The organism is Polyangium sorediatum (assembly GCF_029946465.1).
GTDB classification, from domain to species: domain Bacteria; phylum Myxococcota_A; class Polyangia; order Polyangiales; family Polyangiaceae; genus Polyangium; species Polyangium fumosum.
Genome location: NZ_JARZHI010000010.1, coordinates 63,752 through 85,265 on the forward strand (window position 1 = coordinate 63,752; position 21,514 = coordinate 85,265).

Below are 21,514 nucleotides of genomic sequence, written 5' to 3' on the forward strand. Positions count from 1 at the left end.
TAGGCCATGACCGTTCCCCTCTTCGCTCCGCGTCGTGTGCAGACCGCCCCGGGTCCCGGTGAAACTGTTTCGTCGCCCACGAAAAAGACGCGTGGCGGCGGAGGCCGGGGGGGCGAGGGCGAGAGCGCGTCCGCGGCGACGGCCGCGCCGGCGCGCCATACGTATGCGCGGGAGGCGGCAGCGCTCGTGCTGCTCGCGTCCGCGCTCTACACGTCGCTCGCGCTGGCGTCGTTCCGTGGAGACCCGCTGCGACCGGAGGTCGTGGGGCCGGACTGGGTCGGGCCCGTGGGCGCAGCGTTCGCCGGGTTCGCGGCGAGCACGGTGGGCGTCGTCGCGTGGGCGCTTCCGATCGAGCTCGTGGCGCTGTCGGCGCCGCTGCTCGGGGGCAAGCCGTCGCGCGCGAGCGTGTCGCGCTTCGGCGGGGACACGGTGGTCGTGGTGATCCTCGCGGCGCTCGCGCACGTGGCGTTTCCGGTGGCGACGTCGTTCGGCGCGATGCCGCTCGGCGGCGCGGTGGGCGAGCTCTTCGGCGAGGTGATGCGCTCGCTGTTCTCGGCGATCGGCTCGTACATCATCGGGTTGACGGTCGTCTCGTTGATCCTGGTCCAGCGCGCGACGTTCTCGTTCATCGAGCTCGTGCAGCGGATGCGGCGATCGCTGGAGAACGCCGGCGAGAAGGGCGCGTTCGGCCTCCGCGCGCTCGCGTCGGCGTGGCAGAAGGCGCGCGAGATCGAGCGCGCGAGCACGAAGGACGAGAAGGCCGAGCGCGCGGCCGACGCGAAGATCGTGGCGACGCCCGCGGCGGACGCGATCATCGCGGCGCTGACGGCCGGTGACGAGGGCGACGAGATCAAGAAGGACACGACGCCCGACGCGATGAACGTGGTGATCGCGAAGGGCGCATCCGAGCCGGCGCTGCCGGTCGCTGCGTGGAACGACGGCGGCGCGATCGCGAGTGCGCTCGTCGAGGCGGATGCGCCGAAGCCGCAACAACGCAAGCGGCGCGCGCAGCCGGCGAAGCCCGCGGCTGCGTCGGAGGAGACGGAGACGAAGGAGCATGCGGCGCCGGCTGCGGTGATCGTGTCGAACACGTCGGCGGCGCCGATCGAGGCCGCGCGATCGATCACGCTTGCGGCGTCGGCTGCGCCTGCACCGGCTGCGCTCACGCCCGCTGCACCGGCTGCGCGCGCTGCGATCGCGCCTGCCCCGATCGCGCCTGCTGCACCTGCGCCTGCCCCGATCGCGCCTGCTGCACCTGCGCCCGCGGCTGCGTCGATCACGTCGAGCGTCAAGGCTTCGACGGGCCCCGCGATCTTCGCGCCGCCCGCAGATCCCGCGGCGATCGTGGCCGTCTCCGACATGGCCGCGGGAGACTCGTTCTTCGAGGCCGCCGCCACGCCGACGCCGCCCGTCGCGCCGCCGAAGCCACAAGCGCCCAAGGCGATCACGAAGGCGCGCCCGATCGAGCCGCCGAAGACGCCGGCCGCGCCGCCGCCTCCGCCGCCCACGCCCACGCCCGCGCCCGCGCTCGTGAACGAGGAGATCGACGACGAGGAGGACGAAGCGGACGACGAGGACGGCGAGGACGAGCGCGACCTCGAGCACGACCTCGAGCACGAAGCACCGGCGAGCGAGGACGAACCGGACGAGGCGATCGACGAGAGCCCGATCGTGCCCGTGAAGGTCGAGGCCCCGAAGCCCATCGCCAAACCCGTGACGCCTCCGAGCGCCGTCGCGCAGGCCGCGCCGCTTGCTGCACCGCAGGCGATCCCGCGCGCGCCCGAGAAGCCGAGCGCGCCCGAGGTCGTGAAGGTCGTGCCTGCGGTGGGCAGGGGCTTCCGCTTGCCCACGACGGACATGCTCGAACCGCCCTCGCCCGGCGATCGCTTCGCCATCGATGAAGAGCAGCTCCGCGACAACGCCGCGCTCCTCGAAAAGACGCTCGCCGACTACGGCGTCAGCGGCAAGGTCGAGGAGATCCACCCCGGGCCGACCGTGACCACGTTCGAGGTCGCGCCGGCGGCGGGCACGAAGGTCTCGAAGGTCGCGAGCCTCGCCGACGACCTCGCGCTCGGCCTCTCGCGCAAGGTGCGCATCATCGCGCCGATCCCGGGCAAGAACCGCATCGGCTTCGAGCTGCCGAACGAGCGGCGTATGCCCGTCTCGCTCCGTGAGCTCGTCGAGGATCGACGCTTCCAGGAGATGAAGGCGCCGCTGCCTTGTGTCCTCGGCCGCGACATCATCGGCGCGCCGTACTTCGCCGACCTCGCGTCCATGCCGCACGTGATCGTCGCGGGCGCGACGGGCGCGGGCAAGAGCGTCGGGCTCAACGTGATGCTCGTCAGCTTGCTCTTCCGCAAGACGCCCGACGAGCTGCGCATGCTCATGATCGATCCCAAGGTCGTCGAGCTCGCGCCCTTCGATCGCATCCCGCACATGCTCCTTCCGGTCGTGACGGACATGAAGCAGGCGGCGAACGCGCTCAAGTGGGCCGTCGACGAGATGGAGCGGCGCTATCAGCTCTTCGCGAACGCGGGCACGAAGAACATCGGCACGTACAACGCGTGGGTCGAGAAGGTGCAGCGCGGCGAGGCCAAGCCCCCGCGGCCGCCGAAGAAGGTCGCCGCGATCTCGGCCGAGGGGCTCGAGGTCGAGGTCGACGCCGCGAAGGACGGAACCGACGTGGCCATGCCGGAGAAGATCCCGTTCATCGTGATCGTCGTCGACGAGTTCGCCGACCTCATGATGCAGCAGGGCAAGGACGTGGAGGCCAGCGTCGCGCGCCTCGCGCAGAAGGCGCGCGCGGCGGGCATGCACGTCATCCTCGCGACGCAGCGCCCGAGCGTCGACGTGATCACCGGCATGATCAAGGCGAACTTCCCGACGCGCATCGCGTTCCGCGTGGCGCAGAAGGTCGACAGCCGCACGATCCTCGACGAGCAGGGCGCCGAGCACCTGCTCGGCCGCGGCGACATGCTCGTGAAGATGAACGGCGCCACCGACACGCGCCGCGTGCAGTGCCCCTTCGCGAGCGAGGAAGAGGTGCAGCGAATCACCGACTTCCTGCGACTCCAGGGCGAGCCCGTCTACGACGAGGCGATCCTCAAGCCGCGCGACGAGGAGGGCCAGGAGGCGGACACGAATGATGCCGAGAACGATCCGATGTACGACGCTGCCGTAAGGATCGTGGCCGAGACGCGGCGCTGCTCGACGTCGTGGATCCAGCGCAAGCTCGGTGTCGGATACAACCGTGCCGCAAAAATCGTCGACGCCATGGAAAAGCGTGGGATTGTCGGTCCTGCGAACGGAGCGAAGGACCGGGAGGTGCTGATCGCGCCCCTCTGATCGCTATTTGTTTTCCGTCCCCGCGTGCTAGAGACACCGTTCGAGATGGCGTGCGAAGAAGAGCGCACACGGCTCATCGCTCAGATCGCGAGCCTCCTTCGGGAAAACGCGTTGCCGCCCGCCGCTCGGGAAGCGGGGCTGACGCTGATCGCGTGGCTTGCGCGGCGCATGCCCGGCGAGTCCGTCTCGCTCGCCGGCAAAGAAGAGATGATGCGTCGCTGCGTGGAGCACGGCTACACGCTGAACGGCGTGCACGGCGCGAACGGCGCGGCCACGAACGGCGCGCACGGCGCGCACGGTTCGTCGGGGTTGAACGGCACGAGCCCGGGGCAGATCCGCGGCGGCGAGAAGCGTAGCGGTTCGTCGCGCAGTCGCGGTCGTCGCGCGCGGTGAGGGTCGCGCCGGGGCCGCTCCTCGCGTCCGTGGCCGCCGCGACGATCGTCTCCGCACTCGCCGCCGGACGCGCGCCGCCGACGCGCATGACTGCGCGCGCGACCGAACAAGCGATCCTCGACCCAGCGCTCCGCCTCGCGGAGGCCTTCCCGCCGCCGCCGCCGCCTCCGCCGCCCGAGGTCGTCGTGCGCGGCCCGCCGAGTCGCACCTTCCGCGGCGACGCAAAACGCCGGCATCAAAGCCCCTTTTACGGCCCACGCGCGCTCCCCGCTGCCTCCGTCCTCCACGAGGCTGCCGCATCCATCGCCGCGATGCCTGCCATCCTCGAAGGCGGCGATCTCCTCGTCGCCTCGCTCGGCGGCACGCTCGCGCGCCTCTCGCCCACGGGGGATCTCCGCTGGAAGATCCAGCTCGGCGATCGCATCTACGCGAGCCCGCTCGTCACCGGGGATCACGCTGTCCTCGGCTCCGACGCCGATCGTGTCGTCGCCGTTCGCCTCTCGGATGGCCGCATCCGCTGGCAGCTCCTCGTCGATGGGGACGCGGACACCTCGCCGGCGGAGGCGCCCGATGGCTCGATCGTGATCGCCGCCGGCACCTCGCTCTACGTGATCCGCCCGAGCGGCGCCTTGCGCACGCGCATCCGCTTGCAGCGCAAGATCTACGGCTCGCCTGCGATCGACGACGACGGCACGATCTACGTCGGCGCGCAGGACGATCACCTCTATGCGTTCTCGCTCTCCGGCGCGCGTGTCTTCCGTCGTGATCTTGGCGCCGACGTCGACTGCGCCCCGCTCGTCGGCGACGACGGCGCGATCTTCGTCGGCACCGACGGCGGCCAGGTCTTCGCGTTCGAGAAGAGCGGCGCGCTTCGGTTTCGCGCGGACGTCGGCGGGTTCGTCCGTGGGGGGCTCTCGCTCGGCCGTGATGGAAGCGTGATCGCGGGAGTGTACGGCCCGAGGCCCGGCATTGTCGCCCTGGATCCGACGAGCGGCGTCGAGCGGTTTGCCTTTCGGGTACGTGAGGGCGGCCCCCGGGAGCTCGGCGTCCATGGCGGGCCCCTCGTCGATGCGGAGGGGCGCCTCTACTTCGGCGCGTCCGACGACCACGTCTACGCCGTCGATTCCCGCGGATCGCGCCTCTTCTCGGTGCCGCTCACGGGCGACGTCGACGCGCCGCTCGTCCTCGGCCCGGGCGGGGTCCTGTACGCCGGCGCAGAGGACGGTCGCCTCTACGCGATCCAGGGGGCGGCACTTCCCGCACCGACCAGAAACGGCCTGTGGTAGGGGTTGTCTGGTCATGGCCGAGCTTTCGGTGACGCTTCCCGATCCGCGCCCCGACGACGCGGAGGATGTCGTCTGGGGGTTGTCGACTGCGAAAACGTTGTGGGCGCGTGGTGAGCGGAGAGACGCGGTCGTCTGGCTCCGCCGCGCCGCCGAGGCCGCCGAGTCCTCGGGCAACGTCTTCCGCGCCTCCGAGCTCGGGATGTACGCCCAGGAGCTCGATGACGCGCTCGCCGCCGCGCCGGCCGTCGATGTGCCGCCTCCGCCGCGCGCGCCCTTGCCCTCGTTCGACATCGAATTCGATCCCAACACCGGCACGCCGCCGCCCGCGCACGTGAGGCCCGCGATCGTGCCGCCGGCGCCGCTCCCGCCGATGGCGCCGCCGCCCGTGCCGCCGCCCCAAGCGACGACGCCGCAGCCTCCCTCGGCCGTACCACACACCATGCGGCCGCCCTCGATGGCGCCGCCGCCTCTTCCTCCACAGACCACGCCGATCGCGCCGTCGCCCGGCTCCTTGCGACCGCCGCCTCCGCCGTCCGTGCTCCCGCCGGCGGCGTCGTTCGTCGCGTCGCCCCCGCCGAGCGTCGCGCCGCTCCCGCCGCCCGTATCGCCCATTCCGCCGGCGCCGCTCCCCGAGGGAGACCTCCTCGCGCCGCCGTCGCGCCCGCCGTCGGTGCGTCCTCCGCCTCGCTCGGTGACGCCGCCGCCGATGTCTGCGACGACCGCGCGGACGACCTCCACGCCCCCGCCGGGGCCGGGCAAGTCCGTCGCGCCGCCCCGCAAGACCCCGCTTCGCTCGCCGATCCTCGATCCCTGGTCGGAGGGAGATCCGCAGAGCGCGAACCTGCCGCGCGGCGAAGAGCCCGTGCAGCGGCGCAAATCGCCGACCGGCGAGTCGAGCGCCAGCCTCGCGCGGCCGCGTCTCCCGGCCGTGCACGAAGACGACGGTGTCCTCACCTCGGCCGCGCCGCTCGAGCAGACCCTCGGGAAAAAACGCGCCGTCCCGCCGCCGCTCCCCGGCGGCACCGCGCTCGCCGCGTCGCCGGCGTCGGCCGCTGCGCCGCCGGCCAAGCCGCCGCCTCCGCCGCTGCGCGCCTCGTCCCCCGCGAATCCTGCGGTCGCGCCGCCCGTGCCGTCTCCGGCCTCGGTGCGCCCGCCCGTGCCTCCGCAGCCGCCGTCCGTGCGGCCGCCGCCGCTTCCGCCGCCCGTCGTCGAAGCGCCGAACGAAGCTGCCGCCCCGCTTCCCCCGCCGGTCCCTGCGGCCCCCGAGCCGCCGGCTCCCGCGGCTGCGGCTTCGCCGGCTCCTGCGGCCGAAGCGAGCGGATCGAACGAGCCGGCGGCCGCGCCGCAGCCGGGACAGCTCGCCACCCAGGCCGCCGCCGTCCCGCAAAAGCAAGGCCCGCGCACGCCGAGCGTGCCTCCGAAGGCACCCACGCCGGCCATCGTGCAGAAGTCCGCGGGGCCCGCGACGACGCCCTCCCCGCCCGTCCTCGAGCCGCGCACCGAGGCGAAAACGCAGCCGCCCGTCCTCAAGGCGGATGCGCCGCCGCCCGAAGCTCCGAAGGCTCCTACGCCGACCAAGCCCGCGATCGGCGGCATCAACCCCGCCGCGCGTCGCGCCCTCGCCGACACGCTCCAGAGCCCCATCCCGGCGAGCGCGCTCCGGGTTCCGAAGCCTCCGACCGTCGCCACGCAACCGGCGCCGGACAAGGAGCCCGGCTGGGCCGTGCCTCCGCCGGCGAAGACGGCGCCCGCCGTGCCCGACGCCATGAAGCGGTCCGGCACCACGATGCCGCCGCCCGCGCCGCCGCGGCCTGCGGCCTCGCCTGCCGGTCGCGCCGCGCTCACCGCGCTCAAGCCCGACGCGGCGCAGCCTGTCGCCGAAGCGCCGAAGGCCGAAGCGCCGAAGGCCGAAGCCCCCAAGCCCGCGCCGCCGGCTGCTGCCGAGCAAGCGCCGCTCTCCTCGGGACCGCCGCGCATCGGCGACGTGATGCTCGAAGCGATCGAGCCGCTCACGGACCTGCCCGAGGACGTGCAGCGTGCCCTCTCGCGCGCTGCGAAGCTCGAGGAGCTCGGCCCCGGCCAGACGCGCGCGCTCGGCGTCATGCTGGTGATCGCGGGCGACGTCTCCGTCTACGCGACCGACGCGACCGTGCCGGGCCACGTCGCGGGTCCGCGCTCGTTCTTGACGTCGCGTGGCTCGTTCGAAGGTGGCTTCTCCATGCGATTCGTCACCGGCGCGAGCGGCGCGAAGATCGCCTCGTGGGACGAGGCCACCTTCGATCACGCGCTGCGCTCGTGCCCCTGGGTGCTCGACGACTGCAAGGCGAGCGCGGATCGCTTGCAGGCGCGCGCCGGCCTCGCGCTCGGCGCGCTCGGCGGGCTCGACGCCAAGACCCGCGACGCCCTCGTCACGCGCCTCGACATGCGCGTGCGCGAATCGGGCGAGATGATCACGCAGGAGAACGAGCCGATGCCTGGGCTCGTCTTCGTCGTCGGAGGCGGCGTCGAGATCCTGGAAGGTGATCCGCCGGCCGTCGTCGGCGAGGCGCGCGCCGGCGAGCTCCTCTTCGCCGACGCGTTATGGGCCGGCGTCCCTGCGCCGCTCTCGTCGCGCGCGATGGCCTCCGGCGTGATCCTCCTCGTCGGCGATCGCAAGCTCGCGCTCGAACTCGCGGCGGACGTCCCGCTCATCGCCGAGCTCCTCGCGCGCTGAGCCGTCTTCTCCCCTCTCCCGCGTGGGGGTGAGGGCGCTCAGCGAACCGCCGTCGTCGTGCCGCGTGGATCCGCGGCCGGCGCGTTCGGGCTTGCCGGATCCGCGGAGCTTGTCCCTTCGACGGGCCCCGTCTCTTCGATCATCCAGATGAGCTCGCTGTTGCCTTGGGCGCCGGCGAAGCGGACCCCGAACCACTTTGCTTGTGGCGAGATCGTCGGCCTCCCGTCCCCCGTCGAGCGCGGGAAGCGGATCCGGAACGCTTGCCTGTGCACCGTGCTGTACGGGAAGTACGTCCGTTCGAGCGCGTTTGGCTTCGTGATCGCGATGATCTCTTCCGGCGCCGTCTCGTTGCCCGTGTCGTCGATCAGCCGCACGATCCACGCGCTGTCGGCCTTCGTCAGATCATTGAACCGACGCTCCCCGCCGTAGAGCGCCACGAAGAACTGGTGCCGCTGCCGCGTCTCGTCGAGCGTGCGTTCGAGCAGCTTCTTTCGTTGATCGATCGTGAGCCGGTAGTCCTGCACGTAACGCACGACGTAGGCCCATCGGAAATCCCACGACTCGAACGTCGCCGTCGCGGTCAGGTAATTTTCGAGCTCGCTCACCGCGAACAGGTCTTCGGTGCGCGTCCACTTCCGCAGCACGCTCTCGTAGTCCGTCGCGACGTACTCGCGTGGACCTTCGGCGAGGCTCACGCGTGGGGTCACGCATCCTGTGGCGCCGAGGAAGAGCGTGGCCGCGAGCGTGGCGCCGAGGAGCGTGCGTTCCATCGTGATCACTTCGAGAGCATGTGCGGCACGTCTTTGAAGACCGTGATGTACAGCGCGAGCCCGAGCAGCGTCAGGATGCCGAAGCCGTTCGTGTAGACCTCGACCATCGCGTTTGGCTTGCGCCGCGTCACCGCCTCGTAGGCGAGGAACACGAGCCGCCCGCCGTCGAGCGCCGGGAACGGCAGCAGGTTGAAGATCCCGATGTAGGCCGACAGCACGCCGAGCAGCCACAGGTACGCGGCGAGCCCTTGCTTCGCGGCGTCCTCGGTCTCCTTCATCATCCGCAGCGGGCCGCCGAGGTCCTCCGTGTTGCCGCGGAAGAGCTGCGACAGACCTGCGCCGATGCTCTTCACCACCTTCGGCGGCTCGGTCAGCGCGAAGATCGCCGCCTCCTTGAGCGGCACGGGCAGCTTGTGCGGCGCGACGCCGATCTTGCCCTTGCCGTCCTCGTTCGAGGGCGTGATGTCGAGCGTCTTGCGCTCCTCGTGGTTCTCGTCGACCTTCCGCTCGACCACCACCTTGATCGGCTCGCCCGGGCGCTTCGAGATCTGCTCCGCCATCTCGTTCCACGTCCCGACGGGCGTGCCGGCGACCTCGACGACCTTGTCGCCGGGCTGCACGCCTGCGTTATGCGCCGGCCGGCCGGGCAATGCGTCGACGTACGTGAGGAGCTGCCGCTCGTTGTTGATGACGATCTCGGCTGCTTTGCCGCCGTAGAGCGTCGCGCCGAAGAAGAACACCGAGGCGAAGAGGTAGTTCGCGAGCGGGCCGCTGAAGATCGTCACGATGCGGCCCCACAGGCTCCCGTTCGAGAAGTTGCCCTTGTCCTTCGGGTCGACCTCTTCGAGCGGGTTCATCCCGTCGATCTGCACGTACGCCAGGAAGGGGATCATCGCGACCTGGTAGACCGTCGGCCCTTGCTTCTCGGCGTCGTGCTTCCAGAGCCTGAGCTTCACCTTCTCGGCGGCCGAGGTGAACCAGTAGTAGCCGTCCTTCGGGGAGATCTTGAAGAACGTCGGCCCGAAGCCGATCGAGAACTTCAGCACGCGCATCCCGAACGTACGCGCCGCGAGGAAGTGCCCCCCTTCGTGGACCACCATCAACAAGGCGAGGGCCAGGATCCCGAACATCGTCGCCAGTCTACCTGCCCGGCAGACGATCCGCACGCGTGAGATGCGCTCGGATCACCAGCTTTACCGTGCTTTTTGACTCGAATGAGGGGGGGCCGCTCGGGGGGGCCCGGAGCCGTTTGCGGGCGGGCCCGTCCCCCCGGGGGCGGGAAGGCGGGCCCGGGGGGCTCGGTCAGCTCCCGACGAAGAAGGACACGCCGACGCTGAACATCGGGTACCCGAGGCGGAAGGTCAGGGCGATGTCGTTGTTGAAGTGGATGCGCGTGCCGACCCAGATGGCCGGGTCGATGTCGACGTAGCGGAAGGCGCCCTCGCTGCGGAGGATGCCGCCGAACTCGGCGAACCCGCTCCAGCTCCGCGTGAAGAAGAAGTTCCACTGGAGCGCCACGGGCGACCAGATCGCGTAGTTGTCGCGGTAGTAGCGGCAGTAGCGACACTGCGTGAAATCGAGGCCGAACGAGATGCCGATCGTGTTGTTGATCTTCTTGATGAACATCGGATCGGCGAGCTCGATCGTGGCGCGGAAGCCACCGCCGAGCTCGGCGCCCGAGCCATATCGGCCGATGCCGTAGCCACGTCGGAACAGGATGAAGTTGGCGTGCGGCTCGAGCTCGGCCCGGTACGCCGGGTGCTGCGAGGGGTTCTTGATCACCCAGTCGACGGCGTGGGCGTCCGGCGAGTACGCCACGAAGGCCCCGGCGGCAGCGAGACCTGCAGCGAGCAAGCGGTGTGTCGTGCGCGTCATCATGGAACCTTCGTAGCAGTAGAGTTTCCGGGAAGGAAGGAACCAGCATCAACTCGTTCGCCCGGTGGTAACGCGAGATTCCAGCCCGTGAGCCGCTCTCCGCGTCTTTTTGCGTCGAGGGCGGCCCCCACGCAGCAAACGCTCGCCTCGCGGTGTGGATCGATCTACCAACGGCGCGGTTCGTCCCCGTGGGCGCACGGGTGACCACCGTCCCGGATCGCATGTCTCCTCGCACGAGCGCACGTTTCCTCGGCGCGACCGCGCTCGTCGCGGCGCTCGTGATCCCCGCGCGCGGCCATGCCGATGCGGACGCCGACGAACCCACGAAGCCCGCGCTCGACGTCACCGTCCGCGGCTCCACCACGCCTGCGTTCGTCTCGCGCGCCTCGATCGACGATCGCGCCCGCGAGCCTGTGGATGCCGCTTCGCTCATCGCCGAGCTGCCGAGCGTGCACGTACGTCGCCTCGGCGCGGACGGCGCGCAGGCCACACTCTCCATTCGTGGCTCCGCGTCCACGCAGGTCGGCGTCTTGCTCGCCGGCATCCCGCTCACGAGCGGCGCGGATCCTTCGTTCGACGTCGGCGCGCTCCCGCTCTGGCCCGGCGCGAGCTTCCGCGTCTACCGCGGCTTCGCGCCGGCCTCGCTCGGCGCCACCGGTTACCTCGGCGGCGTCCTCGTCATCGACACGCCGACGCCGCTCGCGGGCGCGCGCACGGAGTGGCAAGCGCTCGCCGGCTCCTTCGGCGCGCTCAAGGTCCGCGCGGGCGACGCGCGCAAGATCGGCGACGTCACGCTCGGCCTCGGCGTCTTCGGCGCGCGCTCCGACGGGGACTTCTCGTACGAGGTCACGGACCCGTTCACCGGAAAACGCGCCGCGCGCACGCGCACGAACGCGGGCGCCGTCTCTGCGGGCGCGGTCGGCCGCGTCGCGCTCGAACGATCGTGGGGCTCGGTCGGCGCGACCTTCCTCGCCGACGCGCGCCGCGTCGGGCTGCCTGGCTCTGCCACGTACACCACGCTCTTCCCGCGCCTCGAAACGGATCGCCTCGTCCTCGGCGTCGACGCCACCGTGCGTGACGTCGCGCGTGGCTCGCTCCGCCTGCAAGCGTGGGGACGACGCGAGGGAGCGACCTACGCGGACCCGTACGGCGAGATCGATCCCACACGTGTCGGCGTCGACGCGCGCCAGACGATCCTCGCGGCGGGCGGCTCCGTCGGTTACCGCGTCGTGCTCCCGCGCGCCTTGCGCTCGAACCTCGGCGTCTTCCTCGACCTCCGCGGCGAGTCGCTCACGCCGCCCGAGACGAGCGCCGTCCTCGCGGGCACCACGGCTTCACGCCTCGCGGGCGGCGCCGGCGTCGAGTTCGAAGTGCGCCCGTTCGAACCGCTTCGCCTCTTCGCGACCGCGCGCCTCGACGCGCGCCGCGACCGCGCGACCGACGTCCCTCCCTCGCTCTCTCCGACGGGCGACACGAGCCCCACGGCGGCGGACCTCGTCCCGAGTGGCCACCTCGGCGCCTCGTACCGCTTCTCCGACGCGGCGATCCTTTCGGCGCACGGCGGCTTCCTTCGCCGCTTCCCGAGCTTCGTCGAGCTCTACGGCGATCGCGGCAGCTTGCTCGGCGACCCGCGCTTGCGTGTCGAGGGCGCGCTCTCCGCCGACGTCGGCTTGCACGGTGACGTCGCGGCGGGCCGCGCGACGTTCCGCTACGAGCTCGTCGGGTTCGTCACGGCGCCACGTGACCTCATCGTCTTCCTCCCGCTCGGGCGCAGCACGTTCCGCGCGAGCAACGTCGACGCGGCGCGCATCGTGGGCGCGGAGGTCTCGGCCTCGCTCGTCGCCGCGAACCTCGCGACCACGTTGAGCTACACGCTCATGCACACGGAAAACCTCGGCGCGGATCCGCTCTCCTACGGCCGCCCGCTGCCGGGCCGCCCGCTGCACGACCTCTCGTACGACGCGGCGTATCGCTTTGGCCCGGTGCGGCTGCGGTATGGCATCGACGCGGTCGCGGGCACGACGGTGGACACGGCGGGCACGCTCCTCGTCCCGCCGCGCTTCTTCCACAGCGCGGGCGCCTCGCTCGACGTGCCGCGCGTGCGCGCGTTGCGGATCGGCGTCGAGGTGCAGAACCTGTTCGACGTGCGCACGTTCGGGGTGCCGTCGGAGCTGCTCGGGACGAGCGTGGCGATGCCGGTGAGCGACTTTTTGGGGTTTCCGCTGCCGGGGCGGACGTTGTGGGTGACGGCGCGGTATCGGGGGACGTGAGGATGTGCGCGCCCCCCGTCGCGCCTTTCCTCAGTAGTCGTTGTCGAAGCCTGTGCTGAAGGCTTCGAGAGACTTTCCGGTCACGAGCTGGGCGAGGTCCAGCCCCACAATCAGCCGGAGGTTCCTCTCGTCCCAGGGTTCGTGAAGCATGTATCCCGCGCCGACACGCAGGTTGGCGATTGCGACCGAAAGCTGTGCGCCGAAATGAAACGGTGTGTACTGTTGAATACCGTCGGCGTTCTTGACCGTGTCCCGCAGGCCGAGGAACCCGAGCCCAATGCGAGCGTCGGCGAACCGGTTCCAGAATCCCGAGCAGCGCCACTGGAACCGCAATCCGACCACGTCGATGATGGGGATGGCGTTATCGAGCTTGATCTCGCTGGATACCGTATCGTCCTTGATCGGAAAGGGCACGCCGTTCCACGCGCCGAAGGCGTACACCTGGAAAGGATCGTAATAGCTCATCTTGAGCTGCGACTCGCCCGCATCCGGCAAGGGATTGGCCGCTCGTTGCGGGAACAAGGTGTCGAGGTTCGTGGCTTGCGCGGCCAAGGTCAGGTAGAGGCGCTGCTGCGCTTCGGGCTTGACGAGGGCCATCTTCAAGTCGTCCAGCGTCTTGGGGAGCTTCACCAAGGCCTCGAGGGCGGTCGGAAGCTCCTGGAGGACGGACGTCATCGCTGTCGGCGTTGCGCCGTCCCCCAACACCTTCTTGCTCGCGGCAGCAATCACCGCTGCGAGCGCGCTCGGCTTGCCCCTCTTGGCCGCTTGAAGCGCGTCTTCCAGGCTGTTTCGCTCACAGTCGAAATCGTCGAAGATGAGTGGAACCGATCCGATTTTCCCTTTTCCTTCGGCGAGCGGCCGCAGGCGGAACCTGCGGTTTTCTGCCATGATGTCCCTGTAGTTGGGGTGGTTCTCTTTCGTCAACTCGCCCGTCTCTACCCATTTTTTGCTCCGGACGAGCTTCTTCGTCTTGCCATCGGTCGTAACATCGTACACGCCATTTTCTTCGGCCTTCGACTTCTCCTGTTGCCCCTTGAGGAGCACGCACGCGCCGTCCGCCAGCTTGGCGATACGAGCCTCCATTTCGCCCGATGGATTCTGGAGCGATCGATCGATGTGTTTTTCTGCGACAATCTCGCAGGTGGTTGTGTCTTTCTGGAAATTAAAATATGCGTCGTGCTCCGATGTCGAGGCCGGCGCTTTTAGCTTGTCCACCACGAATTCGACTTGGTGTGCCAAGCACGAGAGCTGGCCATAGGGATAGGACCCGGATTGCCCTGGGTCGACCAGGGCTTTCTTCAGGACGTCGACGATCCGCCTCACTTTATCCGGGGCCGCGGCCTGCTCGACGACCTCCGCGGCCTTCGCGATGGCCTGCTCATTATGGGACTTTGCAGTCACGTAGAGGCCGATATCGGTGTCGTGCGGCATGAAATCCATCGTCAGATCCCCGCCGTGGATGATGAGCGTGTGGTCGTTTGCGACTGTCGCGCCTCCGCTCGCGTGCTGCTCCGGAAGTTCCTTCAGCGGGATACCAGGGTTCCAGGCATACACGTTCACGCCGTTCGTCACGACACGGACCCGGTCGATAACCTCTGCCAGCGGCTTTCCTGCCGCGCCCCGCGTCGGCACGCCCGTCATGGGATCGAGATCGAAACCGCGCGTGGAGAACTCGAACGTCCACGGGATACCGTGGTTGAACCTCCCCGACCATGTGCACGTCTCGCCCTTGTCCTCGTTGCAATAGCGGTATCGCCGGACGTACCTGTAATCCGTCGTCGTAAAGACGCGCATCTCCTGTGGCATCACGACCGGCTCGCCTTCGTATTTGATGCAGACCGGATTCGTGAAGACGAAGTTGTCCTCGTAGACATCCACCTCGCCGTCGTCGGTGTACATCCGGAGCCAGAGCTCGCAGGACGCGCCCGCTTTCGCCGCCGTGGCGGCCTTGAGCTTCGGGTGGTCCGGTGGCTTGGCCTGGAATGTTTCTCCGCATCCGCTCAGCAAGCCGAGCGCCATCAGTTGGAGCCCGAAAAGATATCCTCGTATACGCATGCTGCACCTCCTTCAGAAGGAACGAACGCCCCAATAAATGAGACTTGGAATGTCGGCGAGCCCGAGGCGCACCGACCAGCTATGGGGCGCGCCATTGACGAGGTTCACGAGGTCCAGCTCGGTGGACACCCGGAGGTAGCGGAATGGCTGAAAGCCGAGTTCCAGACCGCCGCTTACGCGGTTCTCGACGTCCGTCGGGGTCGTGTAGAGGACTCGCGCATAGCCGCCGATATCGAGGGGCGACGGGATCCCGGCGACGTGGAACATCTTGAGGAACCCCAGACCGACGCGCCCTCCAACCGCGCTGGCATCGGAACACCACGTGCCGTCGAAGCAGGACAGAGGGCGAAGCGCCAGCGTCATTCCCATGCCAGACGTGAAGTACCGGTTGACGCGCAGGCCAAGCTCCACGCCGCCCGGGATCCGCGCCGTGACCTCGTACGGAAGCAACATTCTCCACCAGAGCCCACCGCCATGCGGGATGGTCGTCGCGTTTCCGTAGAACTCTCGCGGCGGCTCGGACAGCGTGTGGACGAGGAAGCCCGCCCCTCCGAAGATCTTTTTTCCCGTGTCGTCCCCGTCCCTCTCGCTCACGGCGAGCGCCCGTATGCTGAGGCGCTTTACGAGTTGTTGGATCCAGTGGTCGGGATCAGCGAAAAACGCCCTGTCCGATTTGCTCAGCGAATCGTCCTTGGAGAAGGACTCCTGCACCTCGCGGACGACCTGATCGAATGCCGCTATATCGAGGTCGCGCGGCTCTCGGCGGAGGTCGTGCATCTCGTCGTCGAGCCTGAGGTTGGCTTCGAGCAGCTCCAGGATCCACGGGTCCGGGCCCTCGACCTTCTCCGTGGCCCACGCGAGTTGTTTCGTCCGACGGAGGACGCTCTCGGCGGCCTCGCGGCTCCCCATGGCGCGCAGGAGCTCGCGGCGCAGGAGTTTCCGCACGACGGCGCTCGCGGTCCTCGGTCCCTGCGACGTCCCGTCGAGCCCAAGGCGGTCGTGGAATGCGCGTACGGTCAGGGCGATGCACTGTTCGTGCATCTCGTCGACGCTCCCCTGCCTATCTTTCAGAGCCTCGCACCGCCGGTCTGCCAGGGCGTAGATCCCGTCATAGACGCCTACGTAATAGTCGTGCTGTCGGAAGGGCTTGGCGACGAAAGCGCCGAATGCGGCGAGATGCTGGCCCATGATGGGCACGAGTCGCGTGACCGGCGTGAGTCGGGCCGTGCCTTCCGGGATGTTCGCGCGCGCCAGCATTTGTAGCTCGTATTTGCGCGAGACATTGACGAAGTTGCCGAGCAAGCTGGTGATCAGGGGCCAGCCTGCCGATTTCTTGTCGTCGATCTCGGCCGTGGGACGGGCCGCCCGGACGACGTCGGAGTCGATGTACAGAAACTCCGGGGCCAGCGAGGGATCTCCCGCGAGCACCTCGGCCTGGACAGGATCAAAGAGAATTCGTCCCGACAGGCCGGACAGGCCCATGGCGATGCCGATGGGGAGGTTGTCGAAGAGGCCGCCGTCGAAGAATTTCCCGAGCCCCGTGCAGGACGTCGGCCCGTCGGTCGGTTTGCAATAATGGAGCTTGACAGGCCCGAAGGCGATGGGGAATGCGCTCGACGCCTCGACCACGGCCATCAGCGTATTGTCTGGCACCGCGCCTCCCGCGGTCGGCAGGCGAAGGATCTCACCAAAGAGCGCTTCAGGCGCCAAACCCTGCCGATCGAACTGCTGAATGCGGAGGGACGAGCCGTCGCTCGTGGGCCTTGCTTGCAGGAGGACGGCCAGCCGTTGGGTGGGGATCTTGTGCGTGCCATTTTTCCCGAGATTCGTCATGACGGGGGTCTCCTTGCTGACCGTCACGCCGAAGGGCAATTCGCACGTCTTGATGAAATGGCCCTGCGCGAGCGTGGCGATCACGTGTCGCTCCGCGGCCACCAGCGCCTTGCGGGTCAGGAGTCCATCGTCGGGGTCGTAGACATCGTCCGTCTTGCATTCCGCGGCAGGGTCGAACTTCTCTTGAAACTCGCTGCAGGAAAGGGACTCGGGGGCGAGCCGCTCGAAGCCGACGTCGAGCCACGTCTGCTCGAAAATATTGTCGTCGACCTCCTCGTCCTCCACCTTGCACCACGAGATGGCTGTGAGGAGCGCATTGATGTTCCCTGCCGACGCGCCCGTCACCGCGGTGAGCGTCGCGGGGGGACCGAGTTCGCTTGCCTCGTAACGTCGTGCGCGGAGTCCCCGGACGAGGGCCCAGTTGAGCCCTGCCTCATAAGCGCCGAGGCTGATGCCGCCGCTGACGGTGAGCCCGTAGCGATGCGCATCGGAAGGCGTTTCCTTTGTGGGCTGCTCTGGTGGAGGGCGGGAGGTGGGGGGCGCCTGCTCCGGGCCCGGTGGCTGCGGGGGCAACGACAAACATGCCGAGACGAGCCCCGGGAGCAGGAGCGGTGTGATGCGGGTCGTGATGTGCATGGTGTGGAAGACTCCTGTTGTCCAGAACGGACCTGTAGAAGTCTTCCACGCTACATGTGTGATGCGCTCCTCGTCAAGTTGCCTAAGCGAACTCGTACTCCGAGGGAGGGGAATCAGCCGGTCGTCTCGGCGTCGGGCGGGACCGCCTTCTTCCCCCTCCGCGTCGCGCGGCTCGCCGCGACGGCCTTCGCATGGGCGATCGCGTCATTCAGGGGAGCGAGCAGGCCCCGATTCTCGCGGGCGACCTCGACGTGCCCCGCCGGCACGCGGCATTCGAGGTATTTGCGCAGCCGCCCGACCACGTCGACCCACGCGGCCTCCGCCTCCTTCCCCAGGCTGACATGGTCGCCGACCGCGCCGCGCGCCGTGGCTCTCTCCGCGAGCGCGAGGTCACTCTCTCCGACCGCGAACTCGAGCCGCTCGATCCATTCCATGGGAAACGAAATGCCCGCGAGCGTCGCAGCGTGCTCCGGTGCGCGGAGGACGGCGAGGATTCGCCGGACCTCCCGGTTCTCGTCGGGCACGTGATCGTCGAGGAATGCGCGCCCGCGCGGGAACGCGGCGGTATGGAGGGCGCGCGCCGAGACGACGTAGGGACCTGCCCGGCGGCTGCCCTCGACGTCGATGAACCCCTCGATGTGCCGGCCGATGGTATCGACCTCGATATCGGCCTTCTCGCTGCGGTCGGCATGCGCGGCGCGCGCGGCGCTCGTCTCGTCTTTGCCGGCGACGTGCGCTTCGAGGCGCGTCGTCGTGGCGTCGAGCTGGGGGATGAAGGCGTCGAGCGCGGGCTCGGGCGGGCCTTTCTGGGCGCGGAGGAGGAGGTTGTCGTGGACCTGGCGGCCGATGGTGGCTTTTTCGGCGCGGGAGAGCTTGGCGGGAGAATGATTCGTCGGCACGGGAAATACCTCGTTGAACCGAGCGCGGCGGAATGCCGCGCGGCGGGCTTCGAGGGATCGATATGGCAAGTCGGATGCCAGCGTGAAATGGGGCGGAAAAGAAGGGGGCGCGGGTCGGGCGCGGGGGGCGGGTGATCCGAAACGGAGCGGTGAGCGCTCCAAAATGGAGCGGGGTGCTCCAGAACGGAGCGGCGAAGCGCCAGGCGGAGGTCGGAGCGGTCCGGGAGGGGCTGGGCGAGGCGCCAGGCGGAGGTCGGGGAGGTCCGGGAGGGGCTCGGCGAAGCGCCAGGCCGGGGTCGGAGCGGTCCGGGAGGGGCTCGGCGAGGCGCCGGGCGGAGGTCGGGAGGGGAGGGGAGGGGCTTGGCGAGGCGCCGGGGGGAGGTCGGGAGGGGAGGGGAGGGGCTTGGCGAGGCGCCAGGCGGAGGTCGGGGCGGCAGGAGGGAGGCCAGGCTGCGCGCCGCGGAGAGGTCCGGGGGATCCGGGCGGAACCTGGCGACGCGCCGGGTGCGAAGGAGCGAGCGGTCCGGGGTGTTTGGCGCGGCGCCGAGGCGGACCTGCCGGTCGGGGCATGGTAGGGTGCGGGGCATGTCGGCGAGGCAGGACTGGGAGGAGGTCTACAAGCTGTTCGATCCCGAGCAGCCTGCGTACGACAGCCGGATTCGCGTGGATCGGACCGATGGCCCTGTCATGCAGATCGTGAAGGCCCTCGGGCGGACGTTCGGCACGCCGCGCGTGCTCTTCACCGGGACGACGGGGACGGGCAAGACGACCGAGCTTTTGCGGCTCGCCGAGCAGCGCCGCGGGATCGAGCTCGTCGTGTTCCTGGACCTCGAACGGCATTTTTCCGAGGTCGTCCAGGACCCGAACGCGCTCCAGAAAGTGAGCCCGTGGGAGGTCTGTTTCCTCGCGGGCCTGCACCTCATCGCGGAGTTTCGCCGGCAATGCGGGATGGAGCTACCGGAGGCGCTCGTCCGAGATTTCGCCGAGGCTTGGTCCCGGGCGGCGCGGCGGACCGAGACGCCGAGGGCCGCCGAGGTCGACGTGGGCGTCTTGACGAAAGCGCTGCTCACGGTGGCCTCGGGCGGCGTGGCGATGGCGACGGGCGCGCCGGCCGCGGCGGTGCCCGTGATGGGCAAGCTCGTCGCGGAGGCGTTCGGCGCGCTCAAATTGAGCTTGCCCGTGGGCCGCAGCGCGCGCGAATTGCCGGATCAGGACCCCGACATGCAGACGCTGCTCGGGTGCGTGAACAACCTCGTCACCGAGGCGCGCCGCAAGAGCCGCCCGGTGCTCTTCGTCATCGACGGCCTCGATCGGATTCGTGACATCGAGCGGGCCAAGGCGCTCTTCGTCGATTCGCAGATCATCTCGAAGCTCGAATGTCCGAGCATCGTCTGCGGCCCCTTTGCGCTGCGGCATCACCCGTCCACGGCGGCGGTTCGGGGCTGGAGTGCGGTCTGCGTCCTCGTGAACGAGCCGGTCCTTCTCCAAGCGGATCCCCGAAAGCCGGGTCCGGGGGTCGAGTTCTTCTGCAAGCTCTTCGACCGCCGGGTCGAGCACATCCAGCAAAGGAACAAGCAGAGGCTCATCCCCGACGACCTTCTTCAGCGGCTCGCCTATCGTTCGGGCGGACGGGCTCGGGATTTCATCCGTTTCGTGCAGGCGGTGGCAGAACAAGCCTGGGACGCCGAGGAGCCGGTCGCGTCCGAGAAGACCGTGAAGGGCGTGCTGGACACGATGCGGCGGCAGCGCGAGATGGGCCTGCACATGGGGCACATCCACATGCTGGAGCAGGTCGCCGCCGATCCCGAGCACCGTTTGCCGGAGCATCCGCTCGCGCAGGAGCTTCTGACGTATGGCACGCTTCTCCCGTACCCCAATGAGTCGGAATGGTTCTACCCGCACCCCCTCCTGACGATGCACCTCGTGAAGGAGCCTGGCTCGACGCCATCCTCCGCGAGCTGAAGCTAGCGGGCGAGGGCCGGGGCCTGCTCGTCCTCGTGGACCACGCGCGCCCGGAGCGGCTGCGCGACCTCGTCCTCGCGCTCCTGCCGACGTATCCGGACGTCGAGGTCTATACGGACGTGCGGGCCGTGTACGAGGTGCCGGAGGGCGCGGTGATGGTCCTGGCGCCGCGGGCGGAGGATGCGGACTGGCTGAACCAGCAGCGGCCGGTGTTCGCGCGGCGGAAGCTCAAGGTGATCCTGTGGTGTGAGGCGGAGACGTCGGTCGCGCTTGCGCAGAAGGCGGTCGATTTCTTCGATTGGATATCGCATCGGCACGAGTGCCCGCCGGGGGTGCCGATGCATGCGGTGTTCGGGATTCGGTCGGCGCTTTGTGCGCGAGCGCCAGGGATTGCGTGGGTGGGGGACAACCTGGAGGAGTGTTTTCGGGTGGCGCTGCCGGGGAGACGGCTCGTTCATTTGAGCGCGCGCCTTTCCTATAAGGAGCTCGTCCAGGCGATACGCAGCGCCGGGTGTGCGTGGATTGTATTGCGTGACGTCAAGGAGCCGTTCGCCAGGGAGAGGGCTGAGAAAGCGCTACACGAGTTGCGTATCAGGACCCGGGTGTTTTGGGACAGCTTCAGCAATTGGACGCTCGACGGCCGTTGTAGCGCCCTGGACAAGGCACGCGCGATCGTTGCGGCCCTGGGGACACATGCTCCGGGGCGTCTCGTCGCGCTCGCGGGGCTAGAGCCGGATGCGGTCGATGTCGTAGCATTCGCCTTGCGGTGCGGCGTCTCCGAGCCGGATCTTCAGGCGGTGATGCAGAGCGCCACCGATCCCGGCGCAGCAGCGGTGGCCCTGGTCGAACGTCATGCCTATCCAGTGTTGAGCATCTTTTGGCGTTCGATCCTATGGCGGGGAGGATTTCGGCATCGAGAGGAGCGTCGGCCTGACATTAATGAAGCGCAGCGAGCCTGGGCCGCATTCTTTTCCGCCAAGGACGCGCTCCACCGAGGAGAGCTTGGCGATGCGAGCATATGGGCTCTTTCGTGGTTCATTGGAGAGGTCAGCATCGGGAGTGTGGAGCACACCAATGCGCTCCGGGGGCTTGCGCTGGTCCAGTCCCGCCAGGGGAAATTCGATGTGGCCGTGTCCAATCTTCGTAAGGCGATTCGTGTCGCCGAGGTGCGCCTCGGCCCCGACGACCCCTTCCTCGGTGGCCTCTACGGCGACCTCGCCGAAGTCCTCGCCCAGAAGGGTGACTTTGACGAAGCCAAACGCCTCGCCGAGCGCGCCTTCCAGATCGAAAAAAGCATCCCCTCCCTGTCGAGCCCCTACATGAGCCGCGCCTACAAGCGCTTCGCATACATCCAATCCCTCGAGGATGCGGCGGCCGCTCAGGCCGAAGGCAGGAGTCAGGGCAGCGGATGAGAAGGAATGGTTCTGCCTGGGCGCACGGCACGTTGCACCGACGATGACGCGGTAGTAGTCCTGAC

The 21,514-nt window shown here is 69.0% G+C and carries 13 protein-coding genes; 7 read left to right on the forward strand and 6 right to left on the reverse strand.

Annotation, left to right across the window (positions count from 1 at the left end):
• Window positions 1-6: 6 nt before the first annotated feature.
• The 4 genes from QHF89_RS14395 to QHF89_RS14410 are packed head-to-tail and all read left to right on the forward strand — an operon-like array spanning window position 7 to window position 7,737.
• A complete protein-coding gene (locus QHF89_RS14395) occupies window positions 7-3,345 on the forward strand; it encodes an FtsK/SpoIIIE family DNA translocase (protein ID WP_136966778.1) in 3,339 nt (1,112 codons plus the stop codon).
• A gap of 24 nt (window positions 3,346-3,369) precedes the next feature.
• On the forward strand, window positions 3,370-3,738 hold the full coding sequence (locus QHF89_RS14400; RefSeq protein WP_284720478.1) for a hypothetical protein: 369 nt from the start codon (window positions 3,370-3,372) through the stop codon (window positions 3,736-3,738).
• Window positions 3,735-5,024, forward strand: a complete 1,290-nt coding sequence (locus tag QHF89_RS14405) for an outer membrane protein assembly factor BamB family protein (protein WP_136966780.1) — start codon at window positions 3,735-3,737, stop codon at window positions 5,022-5,024. The genes QHF89_RS14400 and QHF89_RS14405 overlap by 4 nt, the downstream gene beginning before the upstream one ends.
• Before the next feature lie 13 nt (window positions 5,025-5,037).
• Window positions 5,038-7,737, forward strand: coding sequence for a hypothetical protein (locus QHF89_RS14410; protein WP_136966781.1), 2,700 nt, complete (start codon window positions 5,038-5,040; stop codon window positions 7,735-7,737).
• 38 nt (window positions 7,738-7,775) lie between these two features.
• Here the strand turns inward: QHF89_RS14410 and QHF89_RS14415 are convergent, their stop codons facing one another.
• The 3 genes from QHF89_RS14415 to QHF89_RS14425 form a co-directional block, all read right to left on the reverse strand.
• A complete protein-coding gene (locus tag QHF89_RS14415) occupies window positions 7,776-8,507 on the reverse strand; it encodes a hypothetical protein (protein ID WP_232379474.1) in 732 nt (243 codons plus the stop codon).
• Window positions 8,508-8,512: 5 nt separating this feature from the next.
• On the reverse strand, window positions 8,513-9,637 hold the full coding sequence (locus tag QHF89_RS14420) for a M50 family metallopeptidase (RefSeq protein WP_136966782.1): 1,125 nt from the start codon (window positions 9,635-9,637) through the stop codon (window positions 8,513-8,515).
• Window positions 9,638-9,809: 172 nt separating this feature from the next.
• Window positions 9,810-10,385 carry a hypothetical protein gene (locus tag QHF89_RS14425; RefSeq protein WP_284720479.1) on the reverse strand — a complete coding sequence of 192 codons (576 nt, stop codon included), beginning with the start codon at window positions 10,383-10,385 and terminating at the stop codon, window positions 9,810-9,812.
• 218 nt (window positions 10,386-10,603) lie between these two features.
• On the opposite strand from QHF89_RS14425, the gene QHF89_RS14430 reads away from it, so the two are divergent.
• Window positions 10,604-12,652 (forward strand): TonB-dependent receptor plug domain-containing protein, encoded by a 2,049-nt coding sequence (locus QHF89_RS14430; protein WP_136966783.1) that lies wholly within the window; start codon window positions 10,604-10,606, stop codon window positions 12,650-12,652.
• Window positions 12,653-12,682: 30 nt separating this feature from the next.
• On the opposite strand, the gene QHF89_RS14435 is transcribed toward QHF89_RS14430, so the two are convergent.
• From QHF89_RS14435 to QHF89_RS14445, 3 genes are all read right to left on the reverse strand, one after another.
• A complete protein-coding gene (locus QHF89_RS14435; RefSeq protein WP_284720480.1) occupies window positions 12,683-14,671 on the reverse strand; it encodes a hypothetical protein in 1,989 nt (662 codons plus the stop codon).
• A gap of 48 nt (window positions 14,672-14,719) precedes the next feature.
• Window positions 14,720-17,176 carry a patatin-like phospholipase family protein gene (locus tag QHF89_RS14440; RefSeq protein WP_136966785.1) on the reverse strand — a complete coding sequence of 819 codons (2,457 nt, stop codon included), beginning with the start codon at window positions 17,174-17,176 and terminating at the stop codon, window positions 14,720-14,722.
• Window positions 17,177-17,289: 113 nt separating this feature from the next.
• Complete coding sequence (locus tag QHF89_RS14445; RefSeq protein WP_136966786.1) at window positions 17,290-18,075, reverse strand: hypothetical protein; 786 nt, start codon at window positions 18,073-18,075, stop codon at window positions 17,290-17,292.
• A 585-nt stretch (window positions 18,076-18,660) separates the two neighbouring features.
• On the opposite strand from QHF89_RS14445, the gene QHF89_RS14450 reads away from it, so the two are divergent.
• The gene (locus QHF89_RS14450; RefSeq protein WP_136966787.1) at window positions 18,661-20,037 is read left to right on the forward strand and encodes a hypothetical protein; all 1,377 of its coding nucleotides are present in this window, start codon (window positions 18,661-18,663) and stop codon (window positions 20,035-20,037) included.
• Window positions 19,962-21,449, forward strand: coding sequence for a tetratricopeptide repeat protein (locus tag QHF89_RS14455; protein WP_136966788.1), 1,488 nt, complete (start codon window positions 19,962-19,964; stop codon window positions 21,447-21,449). Before QHF89_RS14450 ends, QHF89_RS14455 begins: the two co-directional genes overlap by 76 nt.
• The last annotated feature ends 65 nt before the right edge of the window (window positions 21,450-21,514 follow it).